The 15,882-nt window shown below is 66.6% G+C and carries 14 protein-coding genes; 11 read left to right on the top strand and 3 right to left on the bottom strand.

Annotated elements, in window-relative coordinates; all coding sequences use genetic code 11:
- The first annotated feature begins 79 nt into the window (after window positions 1-79).
- From ACXAJV_RS01775 to ACXAJV_RS01785, 3 genes are all read left to right on the top strand, one after another.
- Window positions 80-529, top strand: coding sequence for an energy transducer TonB (locus tag ACXAJV_RS01775; protein ID WP_475081246.1), 450 nt, complete (start codon window positions 80-82; stop codon window positions 527-529).
- Between the two features lie 133 nt (window positions 530-662).
- Entirely contained in the window at window positions 663-3,131 is a 2,469-nt protein-coding gene (locus tag ACXAJV_RS01780) for a sensor histidine kinase (protein ID WP_475081248.1), read from the top strand.
- 10 nt (window positions 3,132-3,141) lie between these two features.
- A complete protein-coding gene (locus ACXAJV_RS01785; protein ID WP_475081250.1) occupies window positions 3,142-3,663 on the top strand; it encodes a hypothetical protein in 522 nt (173 codons plus the stop codon).
- Here the strand turns inward: ACXAJV_RS01785 and ACXAJV_RS01790 are convergent.
- Window positions 3,660-4,184, bottom strand: a complete 525-nt coding sequence (locus tag ACXAJV_RS01790) for a MarR family winged helix-turn-helix transcriptional regulator (protein ID WP_475081253.1) — start codon at window positions 4,182-4,184, stop codon at window positions 3,660-3,662. The genes ACXAJV_RS01785 and ACXAJV_RS01790 overlap by 4 nt on opposite strands.
- Before the next feature lie 68 nt (window positions 4,185-4,252).
- On the opposite strand from ACXAJV_RS01790, the gene ACXAJV_RS01795 reads away from it, so the two are divergent.
- Window positions 4,253-4,609, top strand: coding sequence for a DUF1801 domain-containing protein (locus ACXAJV_RS01795; protein WP_475081256.1), 357 nt, complete (start codon window positions 4,253-4,255; stop codon window positions 4,607-4,609).
- Between the two features lie 26 nt (window positions 4,610-4,635).
- Window positions 4,636-5,046: a DoxX family protein gene (locus tag ACXAJV_RS01800; protein ID WP_475081258.1), complete on the top strand. Its 411-nt coding sequence runs from the start codon at window positions 4,636-4,638 to the stop codon at window positions 5,044-5,046.
- A 16-nt stretch (window positions 5,047-5,062) separates the two neighbouring features.
- Here ACXAJV_RS01800 and ACXAJV_RS01805 read toward each other — a convergent pair whose 3' ends face one another.
- Window positions 5,063-5,383 carry a 2Fe-2S iron-sulfur cluster-binding protein gene (locus ACXAJV_RS01805; protein ID WP_475081260.1) on the bottom strand — a complete coding sequence of 107 codons (321 nt, stop codon included), beginning with the start codon at window positions 5,381-5,383 and terminating at the stop codon, window positions 5,063-5,065.
- Between the two features lie 103 nt (window positions 5,384-5,486).
- Here ACXAJV_RS01805 and tsaE point away from each other — a divergent pair, with 103 nt between their 5' ends.
- The 6 genes from tsaE (at window position 5,487) to trxA (ending at window position 14,769) form a co-directional block, all read left to right on the top strand.
- Complete coding sequence (tsaE, locus tag ACXAJV_RS01810; RefSeq protein ID WP_475081263.1) at window positions 5,487-5,954, top strand: tRNA (adenosine(37)-N6)-threonylcarbamoyltransferase complex ATPase subunit type 1 TsaE; 468 nt, start codon at window positions 5,487-5,489, stop codon at window positions 5,952-5,954.
- Window positions 5,944-7,041, top strand: coding sequence for an aminoglycoside phosphotransferase family protein (locus tag ACXAJV_RS01815; protein ID WP_475081265.1), 1,098 nt, complete (start codon window positions 5,944-5,946; stop codon window positions 7,039-7,041). Before tsaE ends, ACXAJV_RS01815 begins: the two co-directional genes overlap by 11 nt.
- Window positions 7,038-7,751 carry a nucleotidyltransferase family protein gene (locus ACXAJV_RS01820; RefSeq protein ID WP_475081268.1) on the top strand — a complete coding sequence of 238 codons (714 nt, stop codon included), beginning with the start codon at window positions 7,038-7,040 and terminating at the stop codon, window positions 7,749-7,751. Before ACXAJV_RS01815 ends, ACXAJV_RS01820 begins: the two co-directional genes overlap by 4 nt.
- Window positions 7,748-10,798 carry a double-strand break repair protein AddB gene (addB, locus tag ACXAJV_RS01825; protein ID WP_475081270.1) on the top strand — a complete coding sequence of 1,017 codons (3,051 nt, stop codon included), beginning with the start codon at window positions 7,748-7,750 and terminating at the stop codon, window positions 10,796-10,798. The genes ACXAJV_RS01820 and addB overlap by 4 nt, the downstream gene beginning before the upstream one ends.
- Window positions 10,795-14,355, top strand: a complete 3,561-nt coding sequence (gene addA, locus ACXAJV_RS01830; RefSeq protein ID WP_475081273.1) for a double-strand break repair helicase AddA — start codon at window positions 10,795-10,797, stop codon at window positions 14,353-14,355. The genes addB and addA overlap by 4 nt, the downstream gene beginning before the upstream one ends.
- A gap of 93 nt (window positions 14,356-14,448) precedes the next feature.
- Window positions 14,449-14,769 carry a thioredoxin TrxA gene (gene trxA, locus ACXAJV_RS01835; RefSeq protein WP_475081275.1) on the top strand — a complete coding sequence of 107 codons (321 nt, stop codon included), beginning with the start codon at window positions 14,449-14,451 and terminating at the stop codon, window positions 14,767-14,769.
- 81 nt (window positions 14,770-14,850) lie between these two features.
- Here the strand turns inward: trxA and ACXAJV_RS01840 are convergent, their stop codons facing one another.
- A complete protein-coding gene (locus ACXAJV_RS01840; protein WP_475081278.1) occupies window positions 14,851-15,864 on the bottom strand; it encodes a S41 family peptidase in 1,014 nt (337 codons plus the stop codon).
- Window positions 15,865-15,882 lie beyond the last annotated feature (18 nt).

Genomic DNA, 15,882 nt, shown 5'->3' on the forward strand with positions numbered 1-15,882 from the left:
TCGCTTAACAAAATGTTCGTCTCGCCGGGCCGTGAGAAACCGGCTTGAGTGACCGGTATAAAGCGATAGCTTGCCGGTCATGCGCGCAATCCTGATCCCTTTCCTGCTTGTTCTTTCTTCCTGCACCGCTGTGCCGCAGGCGATACCGCTACCCGGAACGGGCGCGACGCGCGGCCCCTTCATTCCGCGCGACGAATTCCCGGTTCCGCCCAATGTCGAGCGCCTGATCGGTCCGGAAGACTGCCGCGGCTCCACGCTCGCCGCCGCTTCGGCCGACATCCCCGACTATCCGGTGCGTGCCTGGTCGCTGGGGCGGCAGGGCTGGGTCGTGGTGCGGTTTGACGTCGAGTCCAATGGCGATGTCGATAATGTCCGTATAGCGAGGGCCGTGCCGGACGGCCCGTTCAACCGGGAAAGCCGGCAGGCGGTCAGGGCCTGGCAATTCCGGCCGCTCGACAATGGCGTGGACCGGTTGGACAATTGCGTGGTCATGTTCGAATTCCGCGCCGGCGAAGTCGCGCTGCGCTAGACGCGTGCCCTTGGGGCTGTAGCGTTAATTATTTTTGCGGCCTCAGGCATCGCCCCGGCCTTGCGCGCCCGGTATCATGCTGATTCGCGCGGACCCGACACGGGTGGGCAAAGGGCCGCGCCCAGGACAGCTTATGACGGGACAGACATTTCAGATCGTGACGCTCATTGTCACCGTCGGCGCGATGGCTTTCGCCGTCGCCGTCGGGCTGTGGGCCTACCGTCTCACGGCCGGCGCCCGCACGGCCCAGCTGGTCTGGCGCCGCAAGCTGTCCGAGCTGGAAGACCGTCTTGCCCGCGCCGACAGCGTGTTCGGCGCTCACCCCGGTCTGGTGCTTGTCTGGGACGACGCCACGTTCGACGAAAGCGATACGGGGTGGGGCCAGCCGCGCATCTTCGGCTCCTCCGTTGCCCTCTCCTCACTGCTGCGCTTCGCCGAAGCCACCGACGGCCCCAATCCGGCCGGCATCCTGATGGAAGGTCTGGCGGATTATGAGGCGCGCTCCGCAGGCGGTGACGAAACCACGCTGCGCCGGCGTTTCAACGAGCTTGCGCAGAAAGGCCAGCCTTTCTCGTTGACCATTCTCGGGCCGTCCGGCCGCTTCCTGGAAGCCGACGGCCGCGCAGCGGGAACCCAGTTGGTGGTCTGGTTGTCCGACACGACCATACGCGGGTTGGAGGAATCCAATGCCCGCGGCCGGATGGAGGAGGCGCGCCGGCTTGTCTCGAAGGATCCGATGGCCTTCCTCGACATGCTGGGCCGCGCCCCGGTTCCGGCTTGGCGGATGAATGTGTCCGGCCGTCTGGAATGGGTGAACCTGGCCTATGTTGCCGCCGTCGAGGGCAAGGACCTCGATACGGTGCTCCAGAAGCAGACAGCACTGGATGCGGGCATGTCCGACCAGGCTGTGCAGGCCGCCGAGCAGGGCGAGCCGGTGTCGGAAACCCGCACGGTTGTCATCGAAGGGCGTCGCCGCTCGATGCAGTTTCTCGTTTTCCCGGTGTCTGGCGGCGCAGCCGGCTTTGCGATTGATTCGACCGAGGCCGAGGAAGCCAAGTCCGATCTGGCGCGCTTCCGCCGGGCCCATGACGAAACCCTGAACCACATGGCCGAGGCTGTGGTGGTGTTTGACCGCTCCAAGCGCCTCAACTTCTACAACACAGCCTTTTCGCGCTTGTTCAAGCTGGATGATGCCTGGCTGAACGAGCGCCCGGGTCATGGCCAGTTCCTCGACCGGATGCGCGAAAAGCGCCTGCTGCCGGAACAGGCGGACTATTCCGGATGGAGGACCGACGAGCTGGCCCGCTACGACCTGCCGCCGACCGACGAGACGCCGGACGAGCTGTGGCCTCTGCCGGATGGACGCACCCTGCGCGTTGCCCGCCAGCGTCACCCGCTGGGCGGTCTGATGCTGATTTTCGAGGACAAGACCGACGAACTCGCGCTGCGCGCCCGCTACAACACCTTGATCAATGTCCAGCGCGCCACCCTGGACAAGCTCCACGAAGCGGTTGCCGTGTTCGGCGCGAATGGCCGCCTGCAGCTGCACAACAATGCCTTCGAGGATATCTGGGGCTTCGAAGCCGAAGAGCTGGACGGCCAGCCGGAGTTCGACCAGGTCGCCGAGACCTGCGCCGCCCTGTTTGCCGACGACCGGGTGTGGAACGACATCAAGGCACGCGTCACCGATCCCAGCCCGCAGGCCCGCAAACAGGTGACCGGCGAGATGCGCCGGTCCGACGATCGCGTGCTGACCTATCTCACCCGTCCTCTGCCCGATGGTGCGACGCTGATCTGCTGGGATGATGTCACCGATAGCCGCCGCATCGAGGAAGCCTTGCGCGAGCGTGCCGAGGCGCTGGAAACCTCCGAGCGCATCAAGACCGAATTCGTTGAGCATGTGAGCTATCAGCTGCGTACGCCGCTCACCACGATCAACGGCTATGCCGACATGCTCGCCCAGGGATTTGCCGGTGCCCTGAGCGATCGTCAGAAGGAGCCGATGGCGGCGATCCAGACGGCGGCCGAGCATCTGGCCAAGCTGGTCGACGATATTCTCGATGTCGCGGCGATCGATGCCGGTCAGCTCGAGCTGGATCTGGGCGATGTCGATGTGGGCGACGTGGCGCGCGAGGCCGCCGAGCTGATCCAGGCGCGCGCCGACCATCAGTCGATCAAGCTGGGTATCGATGTCGAGGGTGCGTCCGGCCTGATCCGCGCCGACCGGAACCGCATCAAGCAGGTTGCGATGAACCTCCTGTCCAACGCGATCCGGCATGTCCAGACCGGTGGTGAAGTGACAATCGGGGTCAGCCGCTCGAAAGACCAGCTGACGCTCTGGGTGGCCGATGACGGTGAAGGCATCGCGCCGGAGAAACAGGCGACCGTGTTTGAGCGCTTCTCACGCGGCGAGCGCGGCGGCGCCGGCCTTGGCCTGTCGCTGGTGAAGGAAATCGCCCAGCTGCACGGCGGCTGGGTAGAGCTGCAATCCGAGCCGGCCAAGGGCACCAAAGTGTCCTGCCACTTCCCGTCCGAGCCGCATGGCAATGCCGTTCCGCCGGAACTCGACCTGGCCCGCCGTCCGGCGTCGGGCCGCGCCTGAGGCAGGGGCTATGTGGCCCTTCCGGCGCACCTCCCGGCTGATCGAGCTCGACGATATCCCCGAATGCGATTTCGGTGCGCCCTACCCGATGCTGGCGGCGCTCGAGGGCGGGCTCAGTCTCGTCTACCTGATGCCGGACGCGGATCCCGACTGGGACGGAGAGACGGCCCGCATCGTCGGTTTCGACACGGCCGATCTGCCGGTTGCCGCTATTCGCTTCGTGCGGCCCCATACTCACAAGGCCGGTCCGCCGGATGAGGAAACGCTTGCAGGACACCCACTGGCGTCCCGGGGGCTCTATCCCTGCGGTGCGTTTGAAGTGCGCCGGTCGGACTGGATCGATGACCTGCGGCAGTTGGACAGCATTCACCCGTCGCGAAACGGTGAGCGCTTCCGCCAGCTGCGGCACTTCATCTTCACCTTCCGCGAATCCACGGTGGAGGTAGCGGCCGACGGGTACGAGGTCGCGCTCCTGGGACCGCTGTCCATCCGCGAGGCGCTGCAACTGGAAGCAGGACGCCTGGCGCGTTAGCCCTCGTCGGGAGACGGCAAGCTCAGCGCCAGCTTTCTCAGCAAGCCCGCCAGCTGGTCGCGGTCTTCCTCGGACAGCGCTTCGAGCAAGCTCTTCTCGACGGTCATGTCTTCGCGAAAGGCGCGTTCGGCGAGCGTGCGGCCTGCCGGTGTCAGTTCGACCGGCAGGCTGCGCTTGTCCCCATCCGTTGCCGGCCGGCAGATCAGGCCCGCGCGTTCCAGACGCTTGAGCCGGTCTGTCATCCCGCCCGACGAGACCATCAGCGAGCGGTAGAGTTCGGTCGGGCGCAGCCGGTATGGCGCACCTGCACGCAGCAGCGTGGACAGCACGTCGAACTCGCCGGTGTCGAGACCGTGCTGCGCGAAGACTGCTTCGATTTGCGGCCGGACCCTCAGCGTGATCCAGCGGGCCCGGCCCAGAATAGCCATTCCAACCGTGTCGATATCGGGCAGTTCCGCATCCCATTGCTTGCGCCGGGTATCGATATGGTCCGGCGGCGCGTCCGGAAATTGTCTTGACATCAAGATATCTCGCGATTTATCTCGACATCAAGATAACTGGATAACTTCAAGCATCAAGGGTAGCGCTCATGGATCAGAAGGCTCAGGCCTATTTCGACGGGCTGGCAGATATTCCACGGCCGGTTGCCATGCGGTTGCGCGACGCCGTACTGGCGACGCAGCAGGTGACGGAGGCCTTCAAATGGGGGCATCCCGTCTACCAGGCGGATGGTCTGGTATGCCTGATCAAGGCAGCCAGCCGGCATGTCACCTTCGGCTTCTGGCAAGGCCGTGCGCTGACCGGGCTCGAGCCGCGCCTGGAGCCGTCCGGCGGCGCGGACATGGCGATGATGAAACTCGTCGACCCAGGAGACGTCGATGCCGACAGTATCGCGCGCCTTGTGGCCGCGGCGGTCGATCTGGACCGTGCGCAGGCCCGGTCGTGAAACCCGTGATGGAAAAGGAAACCGAAATGACCGGAACCGAAACGCCCCGCTCCGGGCTGCATTCCGCCCTCACATGGACCGGAAGGGTCCTCAGCGGACTGCTGATCGCCTTCCTCCTCTTCGACGCGGTCATCAAGCTGATGGCGCTGCCGGTGGTCGGAGAAACGCTCCAGGCCATGGGGTATGCGCCGGACCTGGCCCGCGGGCTGGGTGTCCTCACCCTTGTCGGTGCCGTGCTATATGCCGTACCGCGCACATCCGTGCTGGGTGCCATTCTGCTCACCGGCCTCTTTGGCGGTGCCATGGCCTCGCATCTGCGCATCGACAGCCCGTTGTTCAGCCATACCCTGTTCGGCCTTTATCTCGGCCTGATGGCATGGGGCGGTCTTTTTCTCAGAAATCCGCGCGTGCGCAGCATGCTCCCGATCCAGCGCTAGAGCCAGTGCCAGGGCGTCAGCCTTGGTGCTCCGGCATCCGGACGATCAGGCCGTCCAGTGCGTCGCTCACCGTGATCTGGCAGGACAGGCGCGAGGTCTCCTGGACGTCTTCGGCGAAGTCCAGCATCGATTCTTCCATCGGTTCACGCGAGCCGGTCTTGTCGGCCCAGGCCGGGTCGACATAGACGTGGCATGTCGCGCAGGCGCAGGCACCGCCGCAATCGGCGTCGATACCGGGGACAAGGTTGCGCACCGCGCCTTCCATGACCGACAGGCCGCTGGGGACGTCGATCTCGTGCTCGGTACCGTTGTGCTCGATATAGGTGATCTTCGGCATGCGTAACTCCGTGAACCGCCATGGACATGAACAGCGTTCACAGCAGAGTCAAGATACAGCCTCACCGCTTGCCGGTACGCGCGGGCTTCGCTAATCGCATGGCATGGGGTCTTCACGCACGCATCATCTCGATGGACTGGAAGCCACACATAGCCTCGGCGCCCGCCTGGCAGCGGTACTAGCGCCCGGCGATGTCGTGCTTCTGACCGGCGATCTGGGGGCGGGCAAGACCACGCTCGCTCGCGCCGTGATCGCGCAATTGTGTGGCATCGAGGATGCGCCCAGCCCGACCTATACGCTCGTCCAAGTCTATGACACGGATACGGGCGAGGAGGTCTGGCACGCCGATCTCTACCGCATCGAGGATCCGTCCGAGCTTGACGAGCTGGGACTGGACGACGCGTTCGACACGGCGATCTGTCTTGTGGAATGGCCGGACCGCCTGGGCGACAGGCTGCCGCGGGACCGGCTGGAAATCCTGTTGAGCGGTGAAAACACCGACTTGGAGTCAGGCCGCAAAGCCCGGATAACGGGGTATGGCCGGTGGGAGGAGAGACTTGATGACATCTGATCGCGATCGCGCCCTCGACGCGTTTCTCGACCGTGCCGGCTGGGCCGCGGCCGAACGCCATCCTCTCGCCGGCGATGCCTCGACGCGCCGCTATGTTCGCCTCGTAGACGGCGCGCGGACAGCCATGCTGATGGATGCGCCGTCGGGCGCCGAGGCGCCGGCCTGTCCGCCTGATGCCAGCCCTGAAGAGCGCAAGGTGCTGGGCTATAATGCCGAGGCGCGCCTGGCCGGGCCGAACCTGACGGCTTTCGCCGGCCTGTCGGATGCGCTGTGCGAGCGCGGCTTTTCTGCGCCCTCTGTCCTGGCGAGCGATCTGGAGCACGGTTTCCTCCTGCTGGAAGATCTGGGCGACGCGCTGTTCGCGCGGCTGCTGCCCGACCAGATGCATGAGGGCTCGCTCTATGCCGCCGCCGTCGACACGCTGGCGGCGATCTATCGCTCCAGCTTCCCCGATGCAGTCGAGGCCGGCGGGCAGAGCTGGCCGTTGCAGAGCTATGATGCGACGGCGTTGATGGCCGAGGCCGATCTCTTCGTCGAGTGGTTCCTGCGCCGGCATGCGGGGGTGACCCTGTCCGAGGCGGCGCTGGACGAATGGCGCGCGATCTGGGCGCGGGCTTTCGGGCGGCTGGAAAACTGCCCGCCCGGCCTTGTGCTGCGCGATTATCACGCGGAAAACCTGATCTATCTGCCTGAGCGCGAGGGCGAGGCCTCGGTCGGCCTGCTCGATTTCCAGGACGCGCTGATCGGCCATCCGGCTTATGATCTGGTCTCGTTGCTGGAAGACGCCCGCCGCAATGTCGACCGCAAGCTTGCCGTGCCGCTGAAAGCCCGCTTCGTCGAGCGCGCCGGCCTGCGTGATGCGGCCGGGTTCGATGCGGCCTATGCCGTTCTCGGGGCCCAGCGCAATGCCAAGATCCTCGGTATTTTCGTGCGGCTCGCCGTGCGCGACGGCAAGGTGCGCTATCTCGACATGCTGCCGCGTGTCGCCCGCCACTTCGCCGGCGATATCCAGCATCCCGCGCTGATGGAGTTGAATCTGTGGATCAAGGCGCATGCCGGCGCCGTATTGCTGGAAGCGCACAAATGACCCGGATTACCCGCGGCATGGCCCTGGCCGCCGGGCTGGGCACACGGATGCGGCCGATCACGAATGACCGGCCCAAGGCACTGGTCGAGGTGGGCGGCAAGGCGCTCGTCGACTGGGCGCTGGACCGGTTCTCCGCGGCGGGTGTCGAGGCGTGTGTCGTCAACATCCATCACTTCCCGCAGCTGATGCGCGACCATCTTGAGCGCCATACCGGTATGCCGGACGTCACCATCTCCGATGAAACCGGCGAAGTGCTCGAGACCGGTGGCGGCGTGGTGAAGGCACTGCCTGCCTTGGGCGATGAACCCTTCTTCGTCTCCAACATCGACGCGGTCTGGATTGATGAAGGCGCGCGCGAACTCGACCGCATGCAGGCGGCCTGGGATCCGGAGCGGATGGATGTGCTCCTCCTGCTCGCGCCGATGGAGCGCACGCTCGGCTTTGACGGTGCCGGCGATGTCTTTCTCGAACCGGACGGGCAGGTGCGGTTCCGAGGCGCGGCTGCATCGGCGCCGTATGCCTTTGCCGGTGTCCATATCGTCCATCCGCGCATTCTTGCCGGCCGCAAGGCCGAACGCTTCTCCATGATGGAGATCTGGAAGTCGCTGGAGCCGGAGGGGCGCGTCCACGGCATCGCCATGGAGAGTTTCTGGATGCATGTCGGCGATCCGGGCACCCTGCAAGAGGCCGGGGCGCGGCTGAAAGGGTGAGCGCGCGGATCTTCGATACGCCGGCCCCGCGCCTCTTCACCCTGCCGCCGCAGGACGATTTCCTTCGCACCGTTGCCCGCACCTTGCGCGCCGAATTCGATGCGGCGGGCAATCCGGACGCCCTGACCCGTATCCTGATCCTCACACCGACCCGCCGGGCGGCCAAGGCGCTGGGCGACATCTTTGCCGAGGAAGCCGGCACCGGCGTCGCGCTTCTGCCACTGATCCGGCCGATCGGCGATGTCGATGTTGACGATCCGCCCTTCGAGCCGGGCGAGCTGGCCGGCATCGCTCCGCCGCCCGTTTCGCCAGCCCGCCGCCGGTTCGAACTGGCGCGTCTGATCCTCGCCAAGGAAGCGGCCCTGGGCCGGCCGATCGGGATTGGCGGCGCGCTGGCGCTCGCCGAACCGCTGGCCGCGCTGATGGACGATCTGGCAACCGAAGAGGTCGAGGACCTCTCCGCCATTGACGAGGCGATGCGCGATCATCTGCCCGCCGACCGGCGCGAGGCCGTCGAGTTTATCGATATCGTCCAGCGTGTCTGGCCAGCCCGCCTGGCCGAGCTGGGCCTCAACGACGCCGCCGCACGGCGCTCGCTCGTCCTGCGCAAGCTGATCGAGCGCTGGCAGACCAGCCCACCCGATCATCCCGTTCTCGCCATCGGTTCGACAGGGTCGATCCCGGCAGCCCGCGACCTGATGCAGGTGATCGCCGGCCTGCCGCAGGGTGCGGTCGTGCTGCCCGGTTTCGACTGGGATGCCGATGACACCGCCTGGGCTGCTGTCGATGACGTGCATCCGCAATGGGCGATGAAGGAGTTCGTGGCTCGATGCGGGGTGACGCGGTCCGATGTTCGCGCCTGGCCGGGGGCCGCCGAGGCGCGTCCGGCCGAGATGCGCCGCCGCCTGATCGCCGAGGCACTCAGACCTGCCGGCACCACGGATGAGTGGATGTCGCGTATCGAGCATCTGCGCGGGCGTTTTGGCGAGAACTTTTTCGAGCGGGCATTGTCGGGCCTTGCACTGATCGAGTCACCGGATCCGATCAGTGAGGCGCGAGCCTGCGCGCTGATGCTGCGCGAGACGCTGGAGACGCCCGATCGGACAGCCATCCTGGTCACACCGGACCGCGCGCTGGCGCGGCGTGTCTCCGCCGAGATGACCCGGTTCGGCGTCAGGCTGGACGATTCCGGCGGGGCTTCGCTGGCCGAGACACCGGCCGGGGCCTTCCTGACCCGCCTGCTCGATGTCGCCGAAGACCCCGGCAGCGTTGTCGCCCTGTCAGCGCTGTGGAGCTCGCCCCTGTTCAGTGCCGGTTATCCGCGCGGGACGGTCCATACCGTCCTCGCCAAGTTCGAGGCCGAGGCTCTGCGTGGTGCGCGGCCCGGGCATGATTTTGCCGCCGTGCGCCAGCGGCTGGACGGCAAATATGTCGAGCTGTTCGATGATGACAAGGCGCTGCTCCGGACACTGCTCGACGTTGTGGAACAAGCCTTCGCGCCGTTGATCGATGGCGAGAGGCGCAGCGCTGCCGCCTGGGCGGAAGCGCATGCCCGTGCCGCGGAGGCCCTGTCCGCGACACCGCAGGGCGAGGGCGCGCTGTGGGGCGGGGAAGGCGGTGAGGCGGCGGCCGGACTGGTCCGTTCGCTGCTGGAAGAGAGCGACAGCCTGCCGGAAATGTCGCTGGCTGACTATGCCGCCGCCGTGCGCGAACTGATCGGCGCACGGCGCGTGCCGCCCAAGCTGGGCGTGCACCCGCGCCTGCAGGTCCTGGGTCCGCTGGAGGCACGCCTGATCTCGGCCGATCGGGTGATCCTCGCCGGGCTGAATGAAGGCGTCTGGCCGGCGGGGCTGGGCGCGGACCCCTGGCTTTCTCGCGGCATGCGGATCGCGGCGGAACTCGGCGCGCCGGAGCGGCGCTATGGTCTGGCCGCACATGATTTCGCCCAGCTCGCGGCCGCACCCGATGTGATCCTGACCCGGGCCGGCAAGGCCGATGGTGCGCCCACCGTCGCCTCGCGCTGGGTCTGGCGTCTGAAGACGCTGACCCGTGGCGCGCTGGGCGAAACCGGGGCCGAAGCCGCGCTGGCGCCGAAGACGGACTATCTCGCCCTCGCGCGCGTGCTCGACGAAACAGGCATTGCGCCTGTGCCGGCGCCGAGACCCGCCCCGTCTCCGCCTGTTGCCGAACGGCCGCGCAAGCTGTCGATCACGGAAATCCGCACCTGGGTGCGCGATCCCTATTCGATCTTCGCGCGCCATGTTCTCGGCTTGCGCCGGCTCGATCCTGCCGACATGCCGCCAGGCGCGCGCGAACGCGGAACGGCTTTGCATGCCGCGCTGCAGGATGTGGTGCCGCTCTGGCGCGCCGCCGTGCCCGCGGATGCGGAGGACCAGCTCGTCGCGGCTGCGGAACCCTACCTGCTTGAATGGGGATTTCAGCCGGGCGAGATGGCGGTGGAGCTGGCCCGCTTCCGCCGGGCTGCGGCCTGGCTGGTCGCCTGGGAACAGAGCCGGCGCGATCTCGGCATCACGGTCGATGAGGTGGAGATCCGGGGCGAGCGGCGACTGGACGGGCCGGCCGGCGATTTCGTGCTTTACGGGCGGGCTGACCGGTTCGACCGTCATCCCGATGGCCGGATCGATGTGATCGACTACAAGACCGGCTCCAGCGCCTCGCCCAAGGAAGTCGCGGCCGGGTTCGATCCGCAATTGCCGCTGACGGCGGCGATCGCGGCGACCGGGAACGGCTTTCCCGATCTGGCGGCTGCGCCCGTGGCGGGGCTCTACTATCTGGCTTTGCCCGGCAATGCGAAGGGCGGCGAGGAGCGGCGTGTGGACAGTGGCCGCAACCAGCCAGACGCCATGGAGATGGCGGAGAAGGCGCTGGAGGATCTCACCGGCTGGATCGCCCGTTTCGATGACGAAACGGTGCCGTATGAAAGCCAGACGCGCGCCAAGTACACCAATGATTACGGCGATTTCGACCATCTCGCCCGCCGCGGGGAATGGGCGAGTGCGCCGGACGGGTCGGAGGGTGATACATGACCGCGCCCGGTTTCGACGATACGATCCGCGCGGCCGCCTCCGACGCCCAGAAGCGGGCGGCGCATCACGGCGTCAGCGTCTTCGTGGAAGCCAATGCCGGCTCAGGCAAGACCCGCGTCCTGGTCGACCGCGTGGTGAACATCCTGCTCCAGGGCGTCGCGCCGGAGGAAATCCTCTGCGTCACCTACACCAAGGCCGCCGCGGCGGAGATGAAGGATCGTCTCTTTACCCGTCTGGGCCGCTGGTCGGTCGCGGGGGCGGAGGAGCTCGGGCGTGATCTGAAGGAACAGCTGGGTCATGACGATCTGCCGGTCGGGCAGATCGAGGATGCGCGTCGCCTGTTTGCCCGTGCCCTGGAAACGCCCGGCGGCCTGAAGATCCAGACCATCCACGCCTTCTGCGAAAACCTGCTGCGGCGCTTTCCGCTGGAAGCCGGCGCACCGCCCGGCTTCGACACGCTCGACGAGGCCGAGGCGGCCCGGCGGATTGATGCGGCGCGCCAGCGCGTGCTGTGTGCCCTGCCGCCGGAAACGGTCGATCTGGTCCTGCGCACTGGCGGGCCCGACGCCTTTGCCTCCATCATGGGCTGGGCCCGTGGCCGCCGGCATGATTTCCGCGATGCGCTGGACCGGGCGGGCGGTCCGCACGGGCTGGTCGACACGCTCTATGCGACGCTCGGTCTGGAGGCCGGTGCAACGGCGGATGCGCTGAAGACTGAAGCCTGGGCGCAGGCGCCGCGCGATCGTCTGGAAGAGACGGTCATCGTCCAGCGCAATCATGGCAGCAAGACCGATGTGGGGCGCGCCGATCTGATCGAGCAGGCCCTGAAATCCGACCGGGCCGAAGGCGCGTTCGATCTCTACGTCCAGGTTTTCTTCACCGACAAGGGGCGCGGAACACCGGCCAAATCGCTGATCACGGCAGGCTGTGACAAGGTCGCGCCGGGTGTGAAGCCGATGCTGGAGCGCGAGTGTGCCCGGCTGGAAAAGGTCCGCGACCAGGTCCGGGCGGCGGCGGTTGCGGAAGCGAGCGCGGTGGCGATCGATATCGCGGCGCGCTTTGTCGAAGCCTATGAGGACGAGTTGCAACGCCGCCGGGCGCTTGATTTCGACGACCTTGTCCGGCTGGCCGGCAACCTCCTTCGGCCTGAGAACGCGTTTTCCGGCTGGGTCGGCTACAAGCTCGACGGCACGCTGTCGCATGCACTGATCGACGAGGCCCAGGACACCGCGCCACGGCAGTGGGACATGATCCGCGGTCTGACGGCGGAATTCTTCGCCGGTGCAGGCGCGCGCGAAAGCGGGCGGACCCTCTTCATCGTGGGCGATGAAAAACAGTCGATCTATTCCTTCCAGGGCGCCGAGCCGGCGCGCTTCATGGAAGAGGGCGACCGCCTGGCCGCGGCCGCCAGCGCCGCCGAGCTGGGCTTTGAACGCCCCGGCCTGGATGTGTCCTTCCGCTCGGCACCGGAGATCCTTGCAGCGGTGGACCAGGCCTTCGCGCCGGAAGCGGCTGCCTTCATGGCGCCGGAGACGAAATTCCAGGCGTCGGACCGCCCCTTCGCCCGCTATCAGAGCCATCGGGCCGCGCGCATGAACACGCCCGGCTGTGTCGAGTTCTGGCCTGCCGTGCCCAAGCCGGAAAGCGTCGAGGAAGCCTCGATCTTCGACCCGGTCGATGCGAGCGCGCGCGGTTCGGCGCGGGATATCTTGGCCGAGACCGTCGCCGAGGAGATCCGCGCCATGCTGGCGCGTGGTGACGGGATCTGGGAAGAGGCGCGCGGCGCGTTCAGCCAGCGCCCCGTCCGGCCCGGCGATATCGCCATCCTGGTCTGGCGCCGCACGGGCGGCTTCTTCGAGGAAGTGATCCGTCAGCTCAAGCTGAAGGGCGTGCCCGTGGCGGGTGCCGACCGCATGGTGCTCAAGGAGCAGACGGCGGTGAAGGACATGCTGGCGCTGGCGCGTTTCGCGATCACGCCGGGTGACGATCTGGCGCTGGCCGAACTGCTCAAGTCGCCCTTCTTCGATCCTGCAGACGGCAGTCCGCCGGCGATTGACGATGATGTGCTCCTCGATCTGGCCCGCCGCCGCACCTCCACGCGCCGCGGCACGCTGTGGAGCGCGCTCTTCACCAGCGACGATCCGCGCCTGTCCGAAGCGCGCGACGCCCTGAAGGCCGTGCGCGATGCCGCTGACAGCGACCGGCTCTACGATCTCTTCGCGGGTTTTCTCAATGCGCGTACGCCGACCGGCGAGACACGCTGGGCGCGGGTCAATGCACGCCTGGGCGAGGAAGCGCGTGATCCGCTGGAGGAGTTCCTGGCGCGGGCGCTGGATCATGAGCGCGAGGGCGGCGGGGCGCTGTCCTCCTTCCTTGCGGCGATCGGGACCGAGGATACCCAGCTCAAGCGCGAGATGAGCCATGACCGGGACGAGGTCCAGGTGATGACGGTACACGCCTCCAAGGGGCTGGAGCGGCCGGTCATCATCTTGCCTGATACGACGCGTTCTCCGCTCACCGGCAAGGGCGATGCGATCCTGCCTCATCCCGAAGCCGGCCTGATCTGGTCGCAGCGCAAGGCCGAGGATCCGCCGGCCGTGGCCGAACTGCGTGAAACCGCCGCCAATCGGCTGAAGGCCGAGCATGGCCGCCTGCTCTATGTGGCCCTGACCCGCGCGCGGGACCGGCTGATCGTGTGCGGCTGGCGTCAGGGTGCCGGCGCGCTGGGCCAGATCTCCGAAGACAGCTGGTATGCGCGCTTGGCCGAGCACTGGGGCGGCGAGGGCTGGGACGAGATCGAGACGCCGCTGTCTGCCCGTATCGAGGATATCGGCAGCGGCTTGCGTTTCGGGCCTGCACCGGTGGCGCTGGGTGCGGCCGAACGGACCCGCCGTGCGGTCATCGACATCCCGGACTGGGCGCGCATTCCGGCCCGCAGCGAACAATCCGGCGTACGTGGCGTAGCACCGTCGAGCTTTCTGGGTGGGGATGAGGCGGATTTCGAGCCGCCGGTTCTCTCGCCGCTGGCGGATCCGGGCGCGCACCGTTTCCGGCGCGGCGATGTGATCCACAAACTCCTGCAGACCCTGCCGGACCTCGCCCGCGAGCGCCGGCGCGAGGCGGCCGAACGCTTCGTAGCGGCCCAGCCCGATTTCTCCGATGCCGACCGGAAGGTGATGATCGAGGAAACGCTGGGCATTCTCGATGATCCGGACTTTGCCCCCCTGTTTGGTCCGGGCAGCCGGGCGGAAGTGTCGCTCGTCGGCCGGGCACCGGATCTTCCCGGAAATGTGATCGTGCGCGGTCAGGTCGACCGGCTGGTGGTGACGGACAGCGAAGTGCTGATCGTCGACTACAAGACCAATCGCCCGCCGCCGGAAGACGTTGCTGCAGTGGCGAAAGTGTATATCGGCCAGCTGGCGACCTATCGCGCCCTGCTTCGCGCGGTTCATCCCGGAAAAACGGTACGTTGCGCCCTGCTCTGGACGGATGCAGCACGGCTCATGGAAGTGGCAGATGACCTCATGGACGCGGTTCTGGACGGGGCGACGGCTTGACGGCGGCGGCGGGTCTCCTTACCTCACGCGCCATCCATCGTGTCCGGACCTTCGGGCACATGTTCTTTTAAGGCCCGAAAAAAGGAGTTTCCCATGGCGACCAAGGCGGTCAGCGATGAATCCTTCGAAAGCGACGTTCTCAATGCACCCGGTCCGGTCCTCGTGGACTTCTGGGCCGAATGGTGCGGGCCGTGCAAACAGATCGCCCCGGCTCTCGAGGAAATCTCCGAGGAACTGTCAGGCGAGCTGACCATCGCCAAGGTAAATATCGACGATCACCCGATGACGCCCGGCAAGTATGGCGTGCGCGGCATCCCGACCATGATGATCTTCAAGGACGGCCAGGTCGTCTCCACCAAGATCGGCGCCATGGCCAAGGGCAAGATCTCCGAATGGGTGAAGGAAAGCCTTTAGCCTTCCCGACGCTTTTCGAATGCTGAAACGGGCGCCCCACCGGGGCGCCCGTTTTCGTTTCGGCTGGCCGGGGAACGCTGGTCAGTCCCGCGCAAGCGCAGCCAGGGCGGTGTCCATCGCCGCGTCTGCGGGCACGGCGATATGGGGAGACACACCGGCACCTTCGATCCGGCCATTGGCAAACGAGTAATAGTCGGCGATCGGCAGAGCGAGGTGCAGATTGCCCGGCAGCTCGTACATCGTTTGTGACAGCATCTGTCCGGCCGTGGTTTCACCGACAAGCCGCGCCCGATCCGAGGCCTTGAGCGCATCGGCGGCCATTTCCGCAGCGCTGGCGGTGCGTGCGCTGGTCAGGACATAGACCGGGCCGTCGAACTGCGCCTCGTCCGGCACAAAGCGGATACGGGTAATCTCCGCGGTCTGGACATGCTCCCAAAAGGAGCGCACCGACCAGCCCTCCCAGGGGGAGATGCCGTCGACATCGTCCAGCCCGGGTGCCCGTTCCATCCGGGCATTCCACGGCTGAGACACGAACGCTCCGGCGTCCAGAGGCTCGGTCAGGACATGTTCGACCAGCGGCTTCACCGCAAAGGCTCCGCCGGCGTTCTCGCGCAGGTCGATAATCAGGCCGCGCGCGCTGTGCGCGGCAATTGTGTCATAGGCGGCATCGATCTCCTCGATCGTGTCCTGGCCCATCATCGTGTTGACCGTCAGTACCGCGATGTCGTCCCGCCAGCTCAGGACGGCACCCCCGCCGCCCACGCGCATCGTATCGATATAGGTAATCATCTGCTCCAGCGGCATGGGGGCTTCGCTGAGCTGGACATGGGAGAACGGGCCACTGCGCCAGATATCGCGGAAACCGGTGATGAATGCCTCCCGGCTTTCTGCGGTTTGCGCCAGATGCTCAACCTGTTCCGATACGCGGGCATAGGCCGGCGACGACAAGGCCTCCGGATCATAGACATGATCGCGCAAGAGCCGGTCGATATCGTCGGCCAGCGCTGGCAGGTCGAGCGGCGCATCGGTTTCCTGTGCGAGGACAGGCAGAGAGAGGAGAAGGCTTGCGGCGAGGCCGCTGATCAAAAGTCTCATGAAAACTCCGGGCAGTGT

The organism is Maricaulis sp. ABE4_448 (genome assembly GCF_056160825.1).

Excerpts from the sequence above, each read along its gene's own strand:
- ACXAJV_RS01790 (WP_475081253.1), bottom strand. The coding sequence starts at position 4,184 with ATGTCAAGACAATTTCCGGACGCGCCGCCGGACCATATCGATACCCGG.
- ACXAJV_RS01785 (WP_475081250.1), top strand. The coding sequence starts at position 3,142 with ATGTGGCCCTTCCGGCGCACCTCCCGGCTGATCGAGCTCGACGATATC.
- ACXAJV_RS01820 (WP_475081268.1), top strand. The coding sequence starts at position 7,038 with ATGACCCGGATTACCCGCGGCATGGCCCTGGCCGCCGGGCTGGGCACA.
- addA (WP_475081273.1), top strand. The coding sequence starts at position 10,795 with ATGACCGCGCCCGGTTTCGACGATACGATCCGCGCGGCCGCCTCCGAC.
- tsaE (WP_475081263.1), top strand. The coding sequence starts at position 5,487 with ATGGGGTCTTCACGCACGCATCATCTCGATGGACTGGAAGCCACACAT.
- ACXAJV_RS01840 (WP_475081278.1), bottom strand. The coding sequence starts at position 15,864 with ATGAGACTTTTGATCAGCGGCCTCGCCGCAAGCCTTCTCCTCTCTCTG.
- ACXAJV_RS01795 (WP_475081256.1), top strand. The coding sequence starts at position 4,253 with ATGGATCAGAAGGCTCAGGCCTATTTCGACGGGCTGGCAGATATTCCA.
- ACXAJV_RS01775 (WP_475081246.1), top strand. The coding sequence starts at position 80 with ATGCGCGCAATCCTGATCCCTTTCCTGCTTGTTCTTTCTTCCTGCACC.
- trxA (WP_475081275.1), top strand. The coding sequence starts at position 14,449 with ATGGCGACCAAGGCGGTCAGCGATGAATCCTTCGAAAGCGACGTTCTC.
- ACXAJV_RS01815 (WP_475081265.1), top strand. The coding sequence starts at position 5,944 with ATGACATCTGATCGCGATCGCGCCCTCGACGCGTTTCTCGACCGTGCC.
- ACXAJV_RS01780 (WP_475081248.1), top strand. The coding sequence starts at position 663 with ATGACGGGACAGACATTTCAGATCGTGACGCTCATTGTCACCGTCGGC.
- ACXAJV_RS01800 (WP_475081258.1), top strand. The coding sequence starts at position 4,636 with ATGACCGGAACCGAAACGCCCCGCTCCGGGCTGCATTCCGCCCTCACA.
- ACXAJV_RS01805 (WP_475081260.1), bottom strand. The coding sequence starts at position 5,383 with ATGCCGAAGATCACCTATATCGAGCACAACGGTACCGAGCACGAGATC.